The 15,954-nt window shown below is 71.2% G+C and carries 10 protein-coding genes; 5 read left to right on the forward strand and 5 right to left on the reverse strand.

Annotated features, from left to right (window positions below; all coding sequences use genetic code 11):
- Nucleotides 1-22: 22 nt before the first annotated feature.
- Nucleotides 23-4,867, reverse strand: coding sequence for a type I polyketide synthase (locus tag ACGFNU_RS50465; RefSeq protein ID WP_392604095.1), 4,845 nt, complete (start codon nt 4,865-4,867; stop codon nt 23-25).
- A gap of 264 nt (nt 4,868-5,131) precedes the next feature.
- Between ACGFNU_RS50465 and ACGFNU_RS50470 the strand changes: the two genes are divergently transcribed.
- On the forward strand, nt 5,132-6,232 hold the full coding sequence (locus tag ACGFNU_RS50470) for a cytochrome P450 (RefSeq protein ID WP_392604097.1): 1,101 nt from the start codon (nt 5,132-5,134) through the stop codon (nt 6,230-6,232).
- An 18-nt stretch (nt 6,233-6,250) separates the two neighbouring features.
- Here the strand turns inward: ACGFNU_RS50470 and ACGFNU_RS50475 are convergent, their stop codons facing one another.
- Both ACGFNU_RS50475 and ACGFNU_RS50480 read right to left on the reverse strand, forming a co-directional pair.
- Complete coding sequence (locus ACGFNU_RS50475; protein WP_392604099.1) at nt 6,251-7,123, reverse strand: alpha/beta fold hydrolase; 873 nt, start codon at nt 7,121-7,123, stop codon at nt 6,251-6,253.
- A 9-nt stretch (nt 7,124-7,132) separates the two neighbouring features.
- Nucleotides 7,133-7,888, reverse strand: a complete 756-nt coding sequence (locus tag ACGFNU_RS50480) for an SAM-dependent methyltransferase (protein ID WP_392604102.1) — start codon at nt 7,886-7,888, stop codon at nt 7,133-7,135.
- A 291-nt stretch (nt 7,889-8,179) separates the two neighbouring features.
- Between ACGFNU_RS50480 and ACGFNU_RS50485 the strand changes: the two genes are divergently transcribed.
- Genes ACGFNU_RS50485 through ACGFNU_RS50495 form a run of 3 tightly spaced genes read left to right on the forward strand, consistent with a single transcriptional unit; the run spans nt 8,180 to nt 12,345 of the window.
- Nucleotides 8,180-9,598 carry an NAD(P)/FAD-dependent oxidoreductase gene (locus tag ACGFNU_RS50485; protein ID WP_392604104.1) on the forward strand — a complete coding sequence of 473 codons (1,419 nt, stop codon included), beginning with the start codon at nt 8,180-8,182 and terminating at the stop codon, nt 9,596-9,598.
- Between the two features lie 15 nt (nt 9,599-9,613).
- Nucleotides 9,614-12,019, forward strand: coding sequence for a type I polyketide synthase (locus tag ACGFNU_RS50490; protein WP_392604106.1), 2,406 nt, complete (start codon nt 9,614-9,616; stop codon nt 12,017-12,019).
- Between the two features lie 26 nt (nt 12,020-12,045).
- Entirely contained in the window at nt 12,046-12,345 is a 300-nt protein-coding gene (locus tag ACGFNU_RS50495; protein ID WP_392604108.1) for an acyl carrier protein, read from the forward strand.
- A gap of 54 nt (nt 12,346-12,399) precedes the next feature.
- On the opposite strand, the gene ACGFNU_RS50500 is transcribed toward ACGFNU_RS50495, so the two are convergent.
- Nucleotides 12,400-13,932 (reverse strand): MFS transporter, encoded by a 1,533-nt coding sequence (locus ACGFNU_RS50500; protein ID WP_392604110.1) that lies wholly within the window; start codon nt 13,930-13,932, stop codon nt 12,400-12,402.
- Between the two features lie 138 nt (nt 13,933-14,070).
- Between ACGFNU_RS50500 and ACGFNU_RS50505 the strand changes: the two genes are divergently transcribed.
- Nucleotides 14,071-14,877, forward strand: coding sequence for a TetR/AcrR family transcriptional regulator (locus ACGFNU_RS50505; RefSeq protein WP_392604112.1), 807 nt, complete (start codon nt 14,071-14,073; stop codon nt 14,875-14,877).
- Here ACGFNU_RS50505 and ACGFNU_RS50510 read toward each other — a convergent pair.
- Complete coding sequence (locus ACGFNU_RS50510; RefSeq protein WP_392604114.1) at nt 14,825-15,859, reverse strand: alpha/beta hydrolase; 1,035 nt, start codon at nt 15,857-15,859, stop codon at nt 14,825-14,827. The genes ACGFNU_RS50505 and ACGFNU_RS50510 overlap by 53 nt on opposite strands.
- Nucleotides 15,860-15,954: the final 95 nt, after the last annotated feature.

Genomic DNA, 15,954 nt, shown 5'->3' on the forward strand with positions numbered 1-15,954 from the left:
TGCTCCTTCGCGGCAGGGGTGGTCAGGACTTGCCGAACTCTTCGGAGATGAGCGAGAACATGTCGTCGGCCGTCGCCGTCTCCAGGTCGCGGCGGGACTCGGCCGGGCCGCCGCTCCAGGCGGCCAGCAGCGACCGCATGCGGACGGCGATCCGGCGGCGCGCGGCGGCGTTCACCTCGCCCGAAGCGCCTGCCGAGGCCCAGCTGTCGAGCTCGGCCAGGATGGAGCCCTCGGTCGGCGTGTCCCGGCCGGCGAGCTCCCCGAGCAGGTGGTCGGCGAGCTCCCGGGGCGTGGGCCGGTCGAAGACCAGCGTGGTCGGGAGCCGGAGTCCGGTGCTGGCGTTGAGCTGGTTGCGGAGCTGGACGGCGGTGAGGGAGTCGAAGCCGAGATCCTGGAACGGCTTGTTCGCAGGAACGGCGTCGCGTGATGGAAGGCCGAGCGTGGCGGCGGTCTGGGCCTGAACGTGCCGCAGCAACATCTCTTCCCGCTGGGCGGCCGTGGCCCCGGCCAGTTCCTCGACCAGGGGAGTCGAGGCGGTGCCGCCCGGTTCGGCGGGCTGCCGGTTCTGCGGGAGGTCACCGAGGAGGGGAGCGGGCCGTCCGATGGTGAAGGTCGGGATGAACCGGTCCCAGTCGATGTCGGCGATGGTGAGGTTCGTGGTGCCGGTGGCCAGGGCCTGGTGCAGGGCCTTGGTGGCCAGGTCGGCATGCATGGGGCGGACGCCGAAGCGCGCGAGGAAGTCCGTGGAGGCCCGGTCGGCCGCCATGCCGAGGTCGCTCCAGAGCCCCCAGGCCAGGGAGGTGGCCGGTCGGCCGTGGGCGTGGCGATGCTGGGCCAGCGCGTCGAGGAAGTGGTTGGCGGCCGCGTACGCGCCCTGCTGACCGCTGCCCCAGGTGCCCGCGCCGGAGGAGAACATCAGGAATGCCGTGACCGGGTGGTGCTCGATCAGCTCCTGCAGATGGGCGGCCGCGTGGGACTTGGGGCCGAGAACATCGCTGAGCGTCGCCGGGGTGAGGTCGGTGATGGGGATGTAGTTGGGTACTCCGGCCGCGTGGATGACGGTGGTCAGGGGCTGGTCCTCGGGGACGTGCCCGAGGGCGTCCTCGAGCTGGGCGCGGTCGGCGGCGTCGCAGGCGACGATGGTGACGCCGGAGCCCAGATCCTTGAGTTCGCGGGTCAGCTCGTCCGCACCGGGGGCCTTTGGTCCGCGGCGGCTGGTGAGCAGGAGGTGGGGTGCGCCGTTGGCGGCGAGCCAGCGGGCCAGGTGCGCGCCGATGCCGCCCGTGCCGCCGGTGATCAGTGTGGTGCCGGTGGGCTCCCAGTCGGCGGGGACGGGCGGTGTGGGCGGCGCGTGCTCCAGGCGTCGCACCCAGACCGCCGAGGAACGGATCGCGACCTGGTCTTCGGGCTGGTCAGGGACGAGCAGCGAGGCGAGCCGGTCGGAGGTGCTCTGCTCGATGGCGGCGGGCAGGTCGATCAGGCCGCCCCAGGTTCGGGGGTGTTCGAGGGCGGCGACGCGTCCCAAACCCCAGATCTGTGCTTGCGTCGGGTTGGTGAGCGGATCGGTCGCGCTGGTGGCGACGGCGCCTTGGGTGAGGCACCACAGGGGTGCGGTGATGTCGGCGTCCGTCATGGCCTGGATCAGGGCGGTGGTGGCCGCCAGGCCGGACGGCACCGCCTCGGACTCCGCGTGTCGAGACTCGTCCAGACCCAGCAGGCTGAGAACGCCTGCCGGCTCCGCCTCGGCGAGGTGGGCCGCGAGCGTCTCCTTGGTGGCGTGCGGCGCGTCGATGGTCTGACGGACCGTCGTGACGCCATGGCCGTCGAGGGCGCGTACGGCGGCTTCCAACGCGGGGGAGTCGTGGTGCGCCTCCGGGACCAGCAGGAGCCACGTACCGGACAGACCCGTTGACGCGGAGACCCGGACGCTTTTCCAGGTGACCCGGTAGCGGCAGGAGTCCAGCGTGCTCTGCTCGCGGTGTCCACGCCGCCACTCCGACAGCGCGGGCAGCGCCGGGCCGAGCATCGCGGCGGCGTCCTCGCCGTCCAGACCGAGCGTGTCGGTCAGCGTGTCGATGTCGCCGTTCTCGATCGCCTGCCACAGCCGCGCCTCGGCCTCGTCATGCCCTTCGCCTGCGACGGCCGTGACCGCGCGCTCCACCCAGTAGCGCTGCCGTTGGAAGGGATAGGTGGGCAGGTCGACGGTGCCGGGCGAGGGGTCGGCCGGGAACCAGGGAGACCAGTCCACCTGTGCCCCGGCGGCGTAGGCGTGGGCCGCCGCCATGGCGATCTGGGTCAGGTCGCCATGGTCGCGGCGGAGTGTGGGGACGGCGGTGGCGGTGGTGTCGGCGTGTTCGAAGGATTCTTCGAGGCCGGTGGTCAGTACGGGGTGGGGGGCGGCTTCGATGAAGATCCTGTAGCCGTCGTCGAGCAGCGCGGTGATGGCGTCGGCGAAGCGGACGGGCTCGCGCAGGTTGGTGACCCAGTAGTCGGTGTCCAGGGTGGTGGTGCCGGTTCGGGTGCCGGTGAGCGCCGAGTAGTAGGCGATGGTGGTGGGTGCGGGGTCGATGCCCGCGAGGGCTTCGGTGAGTTCGCCCGTGATCTGGTCGATGTGGGGGCCGTGGGAGGCGTAGTCCACGTCGATCGTCCGGGCCCGTAGTCCTTGTTCCCGGGCGTCGGTCACGGCGGCGGCTACTTGGTCGGGCGGGCCGGAGATGACGGTGGAGGTGGGGCTGTTGATCGCGGCGATCACCACGCCCTCGCGCAGCAGCGGCCCGGCTTGTTCGGCTCCGGCGCCCAGGGAGGCCATCGCGCCCTGTCCCGAGAGCCGTCGCAGAGCCTTGCTCCGGACGGCGACGATCTTGGCGGCGTCGTCGATGGTCAGGGCTTCGGCGACGCAGGCGGCGGCGATCTCGCCCTGGCTGTGCCCGACGACCGCTGCGGGAGTGATCCCGTACTCGGCCCAGACGGCGGCGAGAGAGACCATGACCGCCCACAGCGCGGGCTGGACGACGTCCACGCGTGACAGCTCGGTGCCGTCGCCGCGGATCACGTCGGTGAGCGACCAGTCCACGTGCGGGTTGAGGGCTTGTTCGCATTCGGCCATCCGGGCGGCGAACACCGGCGACTCCTCCAGCAGCCGGGCACCCATCCCGGCCCACTGCGAACCCTGACCAGGGAACACCAGAACGGGGCCGGACCCAGGGTCTCCGGCCATGCCGGTCACCACGTCCGGATGGGCCACACCTTGCGCGAGCGCTTCCAATCCCGGCGCCGGATCCTCACTCACGATCACCGCCCGGTGCTCGAACGCCGGCCGGGTACGGAGCAACGACCAACCCACCTCCGCGGGTGTGGCGGCATCGGCCACCGCTCTCAGCCGCTCCGCCTGCGCACTCAACGCTTCACCGGACCGCGCCGACACCACCCACGGCACCATCCCGTCGACCGGGCTCTCCCGCTCCGGCTCCCGCTCGGTCTCCGGGGGCTCCTCGAGAACCAGATGCGCGTTCGTACCCGAGAAGCCGAACGACGACACGCCTGCCCGGCGCGGCCGGCCGTCGCGCGGCCAGGCCCGGGCCTCGGTCAGCAGGCGCAGCCCGCTGCTCTCCCAGTCCACGTACTCGGAAGGCTCGTCGATGTGCAACGAGGCCGGCAGGACGCCGTGCCGCATCGCCATCACCATCTTGATCACCCCGGCCACGCCCGCGGTCATCTGGGTGTGCCCGATGTTGGACTTCACCGAGCCGAGCCACAGCGGCCGGTCGGCGGGGCGGTCCTCGCCGTACGTGGCGAGCAGGGCTCCCGCCTCGATGGGATCGCCGAGCGGCGTGCCCGTGCCGTGCGCCTCCACCACGTCCACCTCGGACGCGGGCAGGCGCGCGCTCGCGAGCGCCTGCCCGATCACCCGCTCCTGGGAGGGGCCGTTGGGCGCGGTCAGCCCGTTGCTCGCGCCGTCCTGGTTGACCGCCGAACCACGGATCACGGCCCGCACACGGTGGCCGTTGCGGTGCGTGTCCGACAGCCGCTCCAGAAGCAGCACCCCGGCGCCCTCGGCCAGCGTCATGCCGTCGGCGTTCGCCGAGAACGGCTTGGAGCGGCCGTCGGGCGCCAGCGCGCGCATCTCGCTGAAGCCGATCAGGGGGGCCGGCGAGGACATGACGTGCACGCCACCGGCCAGCGCCAGCGTCGACTCGCGCCGCCGCAGCGACTCGCACGCCCGGTCGAGGGCGACCAGGGACGACGAGCACGCGGTGGCGATCGTGAGGGCGGGCCCTTCCAGCCCGAGGGTGTAGGAGACGCGGCCCGACGTGACGCTGGCGGAGTTCCCGATGGTGAAGTAGCCCGCCGAGCCCTCGGGGACCTCCGCGTCGCTCAGGCAGTAGTCGAACCCGTCCGCCCCGAGGAAGACACCGACGGGCGCGGAGCGCAGCGACCTCGGGTCGATGCCCGCGCGCTCGATGGCCTCCCAGGAGGTCTCCAGGGCGAGCCGCTGCTGCGGGGCCATGCCGAGGGCCTCGGCGGGGCCGATGCCGAAGAAGGCGGCGTCGAACTCGCCGGCGTCATGGACGAAACCGCCCTCCCGGACATAGGCGGTACCCGGGTGCTCGGGGTCGGGGTGATGGAGCGCGTCCAGATCCCAGCCGCGGTCGCCGGGCAACTCGGTGATCGCGTCGCGGCCCTCGGCGACCAGGTCCCACAGGTCCTCGGGCGACCGTACGCCGCCGGGCAGGCGGCAGGCCATGCCGACGATCGCGATCGGCTCCCGCGACGCCGACTCGGCGTCCTTGAGCCGCCGCTGAGCCCGGCGCAGGTCGCCGGTGACGCGCTTGAGGTAGTCCAGGAGTTTGGCTTCGTTGTCGGCCATCGGTGGTCGACCATTCCTCTCCGCAGAATGTGCCTGGCGGAAGCCTCGCCGAAGCCGCTAAAGCCCGCCTAACCCGGGCGGCGGCCGACGCGGGCTTTAGTGCCCGGCAAGTACGGCGTTAGCCGGGTCCGCGACGCTCGCCACATGGCCACCGCCAATGCGTCGAAGGCTGAACCGATCACGTTTCCCCGGGAGGCCCGTCCCGGCCCCTTTGACCCGCCGGACGTTCTGCGTGCGCTGAGGGAAAGGGCTCCGCTGATTCCGATGAGATTCAGCGACGGTCACCTGGGCTGGTTCGTGACCGGCTATTCGGCCGTACGGTCGATTTTGAGCGACCCCCGATTCAGCGCCCGCCCGGAGCGCCACCACCTGGTGGTCGAACTCCCGATGGCCGAGGCCTTCGCCGGCAGGATGACGTTGAGCGTGTCGGGCATGTTCCATCTGCAGGATCCGCCCGAGCACACGCGGTACCGGCGCGCGCTCGCCGGCGAGTTCACCGTCAGGCAGATGAAACGGCTCGAACCGAGGATCGCCGAGATCACGCGGACGTGCCTGGACGCCATGGAGAGGTCGGGCTCGCCGGCCGACCTGGTGGAGGAGTTCGCGTTCCCCATTCCCTCCCTGGTGACCTGCGAGCTGCTGGGAGTCGCGCGGGAGGACCGCGAGGACTTCCGCCGGGCGGTGGCCACGATGTCCCGCTGGAGCAGCGGCGTCGAGGAGACGCGCGACGCCCTGGACACGGTGCTCGGATTCTTCCCGCCGCTGGTGCGGCGCAGGCGCCGCGACCCGGGCGGCGACCTGTTGAGCAGGCTGACGCACAGCACCGACCTGACCGACGACGAGCTCGCCACGATCGGATACATCCTGTTCGCGGGGGGCTTCGAGACCACGGCGAACATGCTGGCCCTCGGCACCTTCGCGCTGATGGAACACCCCGCGCAGAAGGAGCGGCTGCGCGACGATCCCGGCCTCGTCAACAACGCCGTCGAGGAGCTGCTGCGCTATCTGACCATCGGCCACATCGGCCCGCAGCGGGCGGCGCTCGAGGACGTCGAGATCGAAGGCGTTCTGATCGAGAAGGGCCAGGCGGTCATGATGTCGCTGCCCGCCGCCAACCGCGACCCCGCGCACTTCCCCGAACCTGAGACGTTCGACATCGCCAAGCCCGCCGGAGGGCATGTCGCGTTCGGCCACGGCGTGCACGGGTGCCTCGGCCAGCAACTCGCCCGGATCGTCCTGCGCGTCGCCTATCCCGCGCTGTTCGATCGTTTCCCGGGCCTGCGCCTGGCGGTGTCGCCCGACGAGGTGCCGACCAAGGCAGACGCGATGGCCTTCGGCGTCCACAGGCTGCCGGTGGAGTGGTGACTTACGGAACGGATCGACTTACTGCTCGACCTCGCGGGCCAGGTCGAGCAGGTCGTTCGCGAGCCGGTCCGGCTGCTCGCAGTGGACATGATGGTCGGCGTTCTCGTACCACCTGATGGTCGGCCGGGACAGCGCCGCCGCGGCGCCGGCCACCCACTGCCGCCACTGGCGCGCCCCGCCAGGGGTCTCCGGGCGGGTGGCGGGCAGCAGCATGACCGGAACGGTGACCGTGGAAAGCCACCGCCGCGGATCGTCCTCCCACACGCTCTCGAGTATCGAGGCCAGTTGATGCCGCGACAGGCGGGGGACCAGTGATCCGTCCGGTCCGGCGCGCATGTCGGCCACCTGCGCCTCGATCGCTCTCTCGGACCATCCCGGGTGCATGTGGCGCAGATGGGCGCGCATCGCGTCGGCGTCGGTGAAACCGCGGTCCACCAGGAGCCGGGCCAGCACGTCGCGGTACTGCGTCAGACTCCGGTGCGCCGACTTCAACTCGAGCCAGCCGCCATCGACCAGCGCCAGTCCGGCGGCCAGCGCCGGATGCCGGGCGGCCAGCCGCAGCGAGACGCTCGCACCCCAGGAGTGGCCTGCCACGACGGCGCCGCTCAGGCCGAGCGCGGCGGCGACCGCCGCGACGTCGGCGGCGGCCGTGGCGGTGTCATTGCCCTCGGCGGGGGCGTCGGACTCCCCGTGCCCGCGCAGGTCGACGGCGTACGTCGGATGCCCTCGCGCGGCGAGCCGATCGGCGACCTCATCCCACTCCCGGGCGGTCGAGCCCATACCGTGCACGAGGAGGAACGCCGGGGGCCGCGCGCCCGGCCGATGCCGGACGCGCAGGTGCACGCCGTCCGCCGCCCGGACAGAAAGATCTTGGATTCCGGGGTCCCTCATGATGTTCCCTCAGGGCCGGCGCGCCGTGATGAGCACGTAGCCGAGCTCCGGCATGTGAGCGATCTTCTCCTGGTTTCCGATGAGCAGCTCGTACCCCTCGGTCCCGAGGATCTCGACGAAACGGTCGCGGCGGGACCTCAGGCCCGCGGCGAAGGCGGCGTTGGTGGGGAAGGTCTCCTTGGTGACGTCCCTGATGTTCTCCGGGACGAGACCGGCGCGCTCGATGAGGTCCCCGTACTCGTCCAGCCGGGACAGCGTCGCGTAGACCGTGCTGTACCGCTCACCGGTGTCCTCGGCGCCGTCCCCGGGGTCCCTGTAGACCATGTCCGCGATGGACATGCGCCCGCCGGGCCGTACGACGCGGGCCACCTCCGACAGCACCTGGACCTTGTCCGGCATGTGCAGCATCGACTCCAGCGCCCACGCGCCGTCGAACGACTCCGCCGGGTAGGGCAGATCCATGGCGTTGACCTGCTCGAACGAGACGCGGTCGGCCAGGCCGGCTTCGCGGGCGCTTTCGTTGGCGCGGGCGACCTGGCGTTCGCTGACGGAGATCCCCACCACCTCGACCGGGCGGGCCCGGGCGAGCTGGATGGCCGGCGTCCCGTTTCCGCAGCCGACGTCGAGGACGCGGTCGCCCGGAGCGGGGTCCAGCCGCCTGATCATGTCGTCGGTCATCGCCTTGGCGGCGTCGATGAAATCGCTGGTGTCGTTCTCGTCGCGCCAGAGACCGTAGTGCAGATTGCCCTCCCAGAGTTCGCCCATCACCTCGAGGACCGCATGATCGTAATATTCCCCGATGGTGCGCGAGTCGGTGGGCCGTCGCTCCCCGGCAATGACAATGGAGCGTCGCTTTTCGTCGGCATGTGTCGTCATTCCTGCACGGTCTCCCAAGCACCGGACGGGCGGACACCCCTAACCGCCCCTGTCGCATCCCCTATTCGCCGGGTCGGCCATTTCTGTATTAGCCGTGCTTTAGCCGGCTGTGCGATGTTGCCGCGAAGGACTTGGCAATGCGAAGGATCGCGGGGCATTGGACGCGGGAGGAGCCGGGGCATGAGCCGACTGACACATGCGATCGTCATGGGAGGCGGCCTGGCGGGAATGCTGGCGGCCCACGTCCTGACCCGGCACGCCGGCTCGGTCACCGTGGTGGAACGCGACGCCCTTCCCGACGGGCCCGGACACCGCCGGGGGGTACCGCAGGCGCACCACGCCCATCTGCTGTGGTCCAACGGCGCCCGCGTCATCGACGAGCTGCTGCCGGGCACGACCGACCGGCTGCTCGGCGCCGGAGCGCGCCGGATCGGCTTCCAGGGCGAGCAGGTGACGCTGACGGTGAAGGGGTGGCAGCACCGCTTCCCGCCGACCCAGTTCGCCATCGTGTGCACCCGTCCGCTGCTGGACTGGATCATCCGCGACCAGGTCCTGCGGGCCGGCGACGTCGACGTGCGGCAGGGCGTCGAAGTGGCGGCACTGTGCGGCGACCGCGACCGGGTCACCGGCGTGCGCGTCCGTGACGTCGAGCGGGACGAGACCACCGACATCGACGCCGACCTGGTGATCGACGCCACCGGACGGGCCTCCGGGCTCCGGCACTGGCTGTCGGCGCTGGACGTGCCGCCACCCGAGATGGACGTCGTCGACGCGGGGATCGGATACGCCACCAGGCTCTTCGCGGCGCCGCCGGGCGCCACGACCGCGTTCCCCGCGGTCAACGTCGGAGCCTTCCACCGCGCGCACGAGCCCGGCCACTTCGGCGTGGTCTACCCCGTGGAGGGCGACCGCTGGCTCGTCACGTTGTCCTGTACCCGGGGCGGCGTGCTTCCCGCTCACGAGGACGACTTCCAGGCGTTCGCGCGGAGCCGGCTCGGCCACCCGCTGGTCGCCGACCTGATCGGCTCGGTGGAGCCCCTGACCCCGGTGTTCCGCTCCCATTCCGGAGCCAACCGGCGCCTGTATCCCGAACGGCATGAAGGCTGGCCCGACGGCCTGGTCGTCGTCGGTGACTCGCTCACCGCGTTCAACCCGGTCTACGGCCACGGAATGAGCTCGGCGGCGCGGTGTGCGGCCGCGCTGGACCGGGCGCTGGCCTCCGGTGGCACGACCCGCCGGACGCAGGAGGCGATCGGCGCGGTGGTGGACGACCCGTGGGTGCTGGCGGCCTCCAAGGACGCCGCCTACGTGAACTGCCGGATGCGGGCGAGCGACCCGCGGCTGGTGGGCGAGCACACCCGGCAGCAGCGGATGTTCGCCGACGCCATCATCGACAAGTCGATCGTCGCCCCCGAGGTCTGCGCCGTGGTGACCGACGTGATCAGCCTGTCCGCGGGCTACGCCGAGCTGGGCTCCAGCCGCTTCCTCTCCCTGATGCACAGGGAGGCGTCCTGCTCGAAGCTGACCGGGCCGCCGCTGCGGCCCGAGGAGCTCGACCTCGTACGGCTGCCCGCGTACGAGAGCGTCCCGACCGCCTAGCCGGAGAGAGCGAGCATGGCGACCGAAGAAAAGCTCGTCGACTACCTGAAATGGACCACCGCCGAGTTGCACGAGGCCCGGCAGCGCTTGGGCGAGTACGAGTCCAGGGACCGGGAGCCGATCGCGATCGTGGCGATGGCCTGCCGGTTCCCGGGTGAGGCACGGTCGCCGGAGCGGCTGTGGCGGCTGGTCGCCGAGGGCCGGGAGGCGATCTCCGGATTCCCCTCCGACCGGGGCTGGGACGGCGACGAACTCCGCTCGCTCGACGGCGCCTTCGGTGACCGGGCCGGCGGATTCGTCCACGACGCGCTCGACTTCGACGCGTCCTTCTTCGGCATGAGCCCGAGCGAGGCGCGGGCGACCGAGCCGCAACAGCGGATGCTCCTGGAGCTCGCCTGGGAGGCCGCCGAGAGCGCGGGCATCGGCCCGCACTCGCTCCACGGCAGCCGCACCGGCGTCTACGTCGGCATGACCACGCACGACTACATCACCGTGCTCTCCCGGATGGACCGCCCGCCCGACGACGTTCTCGGGCACCTGGGCGCCGGCATCTCCGGCAGCCTGGCCTCCGGGCGCGTGTCCCGCCTGTTCGGGCTGGAGGGGCCCGCGGTGACGGTGGACACGGCCTGTTCGTCCTCGCTGGTGGCCGTGCACCTGGCCTGCCAGGCGCTGCGGCGGGGCGAGTGCACGCTCGCGCTGGCAGGCGGCGCCACCGTCCTGTGCACGCCCGGGCTGTTCCTGGAGTACTCGGCCAAGCCCGGCATGCTCGCTTCCGACGGCCGGTGCAAGCCCTTCGCGGCGGCCGCCGACGGCATGGTGTGGGGCGAGGGCGCGGGCCTGCTGGCGCTGGAACGGCTGTCGGACGCCCGGCGGGAAGCCCACCCGGTGCTGGCGGTGATCCGTGGTTCGGCGGTCAATCAGGACGGCGGCGGTGGCGGGTTCGACGCCCCGCACGGCCCGGCCCAGCAGCGGCTGATCCGCGAGGCGCTGGCCGGAGCCGGGCTGTCCCCGGCCGATGTGGACGTCGTCGAGGGACACGGCACCGGAACCGCCATGGGCGACCTGATCGAGGTCCAGGCGCTGCTGGCCACCTACGGGCGGGACCGGCCGGCGGACCGGCCGCTGCTTCTGGGCTCGGTCAAATCCAACATCGGGCACACGCAGGCCGCATCCGGGATCGCCTCGGTGATCAAGATGGTTCAGGCCATGCGCCACCAGACGCTGCCGGCCACGCTGAACATCGACCGGCCCAATCCCTACGTGGACTGGTCGGCGGGCGAAGTCAGGCTGCTCGCCGAGCAGGCGGAATGGCGGGAGGGCGAGCACCCGCGCCGAGCCGGGGTGTCCTCCTTCGGCGTCTCCGGCACCAACGCTCACCTGATCCTTGAGGCGTCCCCCGAACCCGCGGAACGGGACGGCCGTGAGGTGCCTGCCCACGTCGTGCCATGGATCGTCTCCGCCAGGAACGACAAGGCGCTGCGGGCACAGGCCGCGGAGCTGGCGGCGCACGTCGCCGAGCACCCGGAACTGGCCGCGGCCGACGTGGCCTGGTCGCTCGCGACGACGAGATCGGTCTTCGAACACCGGACGGTCGTCGTCGGTGCGGATCATGATGAACTCGTCGCGGGCCTGCGAGCGGTCGCCGCCGATGGATCGGCGCCGGCGCGAAGCGGCAGGACGGCCTGGGCCTTCGGCGGGGAGAATCCTCCGCCGGACGCCGGCACGGAGCTGTACGAGCGTTTTCCCGCGTTCGCCGCCGCCGTCGACGAGGTGTGCGAGCTGCTCGATGGCTGGTTCGGGCACACGCCGCATGAAATCTTCTCCGCCGACGGGGCGGGCCTGTTCACGCTGCAGATCGGGCTGGCCCGGCTGCTCGAGGCGGCCGGACTGCGCCCTGACCTGGTGGTCGGGCATTCCACCGGTGAGATCGCCGCGGCGCATGTGGCCGGGGTGTTGGACCTGGCGGACGCGTGCAAGCTGATGGGCGGGCCCGCCGATGCCAGGCGGGACGGCGCGCCCCCGAGCGTTCCGGTCATCTCCGGCGGCCGGTCCGCGGACGAGGCGGACGTCCTGCTGGAGATCGGGCCCTGCCCCGAGCCGGCGGCCGGCGCGCGGCCCCCGGTCGTGCTGCCCGTACTGGACGGGGAACGGCCCGCGGCCCGGGCACTGCTGTGTGCGCTGGCCCGCCTGGACGCCATCGGCGGCACCGTCGACTGGGCGGGGCTCTGCCAGGCCGGTGGGCTCGTCCGTCGCGAGCCGCCTCCCCGTACCGTCCCGCTGCCCACTTACGCATTCCAGCGCGAGCGCTACTGGCTGACCGACGCCGCGCCGGGGAACCCGGGTGCGGACGTGAGAAAGGAGGCCGCCGGGAGCACTGACGACATTGAAGCAATCGACCATGCAACGGTTGTCGAGCAATGAAGGCAATGGTGAACAGCGACATGAACGTGGCCGAACTCAAGGTCTCTCTTGCCGGCGGCGATGCCGCGAAGCGGGAGCTGCTGCTTCGGGAGGCGATCCGTACGCGCCTGATGGAGCTGCTATCGCTGGATTCGATCGAGGACGACGGCAACTTCCTCGAACTCGGGCTCAACTCGCTGTCGGCCCTCGAGCTGACGAAGAACCTGATGGCGATCACCGAGATGGAGATACCACTGGTGACCATCGTCGATCATCCGACGGCGGCCCAGCTCGCCGGCCACCTCGCCGGGGAGTACTCCGGTACCGGCGAGAGCGTCCCGAAGTAGTCCGCGACGTCGAAGAGCCGGCGCCACCGGCGCCGGCTCTTCAATGTTGTGCGCTTACACGGAGACTCCGGCCTTCTCCTTGGCGGATTCCTCCGCGGGGGCGATGGGACGCAGCACGAACGCCGCCACGGCCGCCGCCATCACCATGCCGACCGCACCGACGATCGAGGTGGAGGCCATGCCGTGGACGAAAGCGTCCTGCGCGGTCCGCACCAGTCCCGCGTCGTGGCCGGCCGCCGCTGCCGCCAGCGCCTCGCCGATGGAGTCGCGGGCCGAGCCGGTGACGCCGGCCGGCAGCTCGTTGGCGTAGAAGGCCGTCAGCAGCGTGCCCAGGACGGCGACGCTGAGCGCCTGGCCCGTCTGCGAAACGGTGTCGTTGATGGCGGAGCCGACGCCTGCGCGCTCCTTCGGCAGCGCGGACAGCAGGGTGTTGTACGCGGCGGGCCCGACCGTGCCGCTGCCGGCACCGGTGATCAGCAGTGCGATGACCAGCCTGGCGTAGCCGTCTCCGGGTGACATCGTCCCGAGGAGCCCGAAGCCCACCGCCAGCATGATGAGCCCGGCGACGATGGTGGCCCGGACGCCGAACTTCTTGCTGATCGCCACGCCGGCGCCGTTGAAGACGATCACGGTGACGAGCAGCGGGATGAAGGCGACCCCGGTCTTCAGCGGGCTGTAGCCGAGGACGAACTGCATGAACTGGGTCAGCACGAGCATCAGCCCGCCGGCCGAGAACGCCACCAGCACGAGCGTCACGCTGGCGCCGGTGAAGTTGCGGTCGCGGAACAGCCGCAGCGGGAGCATCGGCTCCTTGGCGGTGCGCTCCCGGTGGGCGAAGGCGAACAGCGAGACGACCGCCACCGCGGTTCCGCCCAGTGTCTGCCACGAGGTCCAGCCGTCCCGCTGGGCGGAGATGATCCCGAAGACCAGGGCCGCCATTCCCAGCGTGGAGAAGACGGCGCCGGGCACGTCGGGACGGTGCGCCGGGCCGCGCGTCTCGGGGATGATCAGCAGCGCGGCGATGATGCTCACCACGACGACGGGGATGTTCAGCAGGAACACCGAGCCCCACCAGAAGTGGTTCAGCAGGACACCGCCGACGAGGGGCGCGCCGAGCGCGCCGACCATGAGCACCGAGCTCCAGATCGCGATGGCCTTCTTGCGCTCCTCATCGTCGAAGACGGTGGTGAGGATCGACAGCGTCCCCGGCATGAGGAACGCGGCGCCGACGCCCATGAAGGCGCGGGCGGCGATGAGCTGACCGGTCGTCTCGGCGAACGCGGCGGGAATCGAGGCGCCGCCGAAGAGGACCAGTCCGATGACCAGACAGCGTCGCCGTCCGAACCGGTCCGACAGGCCGCCCGCGGTGAGCAGGAGCCCGGCGAACACCAGGATGTAGGCGTCGAGGACCCACTGCACACCGGACATGCCGGTGTGCAGGTCCTGGATCAGTGACGGGATCGCGACGTTGAGCACCATGTTGTCGATGACGACGACGAGGAGGCTCAGGCAGAGGACGGCGAGGATCCACCACCGCCGCGGGTCGGGGGTCGTCGTTTCTTGAGTGTCGGATCGAGGGAATGACATCTGGGTGTCTCCACTCGCACGATGTATGATTCTCGCACACTGTACCACTTTCGCATGGTGTACGACAATCGCATGGTGTGCGAGAACGGGTCGGGTACGGGTAACCTGTGGGGGCTTGCAGAGCTGTAAGGACGAGGAATGCCGCGAAACACCGATCCCATTGCCGCCTCGGTCTGGATGCGCCCGCCGCCTCGCCAGCGCCGGGGCCAGCCGCCGCTGAGCCGTGACCAGATCGTGTCCGCGGCGATCGAGCTCCTCGACGCCGAGGGCCTGGACGGTCTGAGCATGCGGCGGCTCGGGATCAAGCTGGACGCCGGCGCGACGTCGGCCTACTGGTACGTGACCAACAAGGACGAACTGCTGGAGCTCGCCCTCGACCAGGTCATGGGCGAGATCGACGTTCCGGATCCGGCCGAGGTCGGCTGGCGGGCCGCGGCCAGAGCCTGCGCCCACGAGTACCGGGCCGCGCTGCTGCGCCACCCGTGGGTGATCAGTCTGATGGGCGTCCAGCCCGCCATCGGCCCGAACTCGATGCGCATGGGCGACCGCATGCTCGGGGCGCTGATGATGGCGGGGTTCACCGGCAGCGAGCTGGCGCTGGCCAGCTCGCTGCTCTCGGCGCACACCATCGGATCGGCAACGCTCGAGGCGGCGATGTACAGGGCCTCGAGCCGCGCCGGCAAGAGCCCGAACGAACTCGCCGCGGAGCTGGATCCGTACATGCGGAGCCTGCGGGCCGAGTACCCCAGCTATGCCGCGTGGTGGTCCGACAACAGCGGCGCCGACATCGAGAAGCTCCAGGGCGACGGCTTCGAATTCGGCCTCGAACGCCTGCTGGACGGCCTGGAGCTGTGGCTGGAGGATGCCGGTCGCGGCCCGGGGCGCCATGGGATCACCCGCCCGGTCCCTGGCGAGCCAGGCTCGAACGGAGCCAGCCGAGCATGATGGCATCGGTCACCGGCGCCGTCGTGGACAGGGCGAGGTCATGGCCGGTGCCCGGGATCATCGTGACGGTGAGGCGCGCCTCCGGCGGGTAGTACTGCGACTCCCATCTGGCGACGCTGGCCGGATCCGCGCAGTCGTACTGCGTGACGTTGACGCACTGGCCGCGGTCCCGCCGGCCGGACACCAGCAGCACGGGCACCCGGATGTCCATGGGGGCCGGCAGCGGGGGCCCGCCCGTCAGCGTGCCCACGTCCTTGCCCGTCTCGTCGGCGGCGATCACCTTCGGGTCCGACGTCGCGGGGTCGTAGAAGAAGTCCCGGGTGCCCGGCCGCGTCGTGACGTAGCCGGGATCCAGGCCCGAATCGGCGAACTTCGGGTCCTGCGCGGCCGGGTGGACGATGGTGCCGGCCTCGGGATTGATCGCGTGCAGCGAGCCGGTCAGGATCGCCGCGTCCACATCGCGGTAGCGCGGTATCTCGTACCAGGCGTGGAACGAGCCGAGCGAGTGCCCGACCCATGCGACGCGCGAGAAGGCGTGGCCGTCCAGGGAGCCCGAGCGGAGCGCGGTGATGGCGTCGTGCAGCGCGACCGCGCCCGCCTCCGGGCCGAGCCGGGTACTGAGCGGGTGCGAGCTGGCGCCGTTGCCGATCCGGTCCACGTTGAAGGTGGCATGGCCCGCACCGACCGCCGCCCTGACATAGGAGTAGCGGCCGTCCCCGGTCGGGAAGTCCCAGTACGAGTGGTTGTAAGTGGAGCCGTGGACCAGCAGTTGCACCGTGCCGGGCCGGGCGCCGCCCGGGTAGCACAGCCGGCCCCACAGGGTCTGGTCGGCCGGACCCGGATCGGCGAGGCGCACCTTGAGTTCGTGCGTCGTGCAGTTGGGCGCGGCATCGGCGCCTACCGGCATGGAAAAGGTGAACAGCGTTCCGCAGGTGAGCACAGGAGCCAGAAGCAGCCGTCCGATTCGCAATGAACCTGCCATAGAGGCGAATGATGCGCGTCAGCGCCAACGCCCCGCTAAAGCGGCTGATCACCCCCGTTCGTTTGGAGCGCCTTTAGCACGGTGGCCAACGATGA

The organism is Spirillospora sp. NPDC048911 (assembly GCF_043198015.1).
Taxonomy (GTDB): Bacteria; Actinomycetota; Actinomycetes; order Streptosporangiales; family Streptosporangiaceae; genus Spirillospora.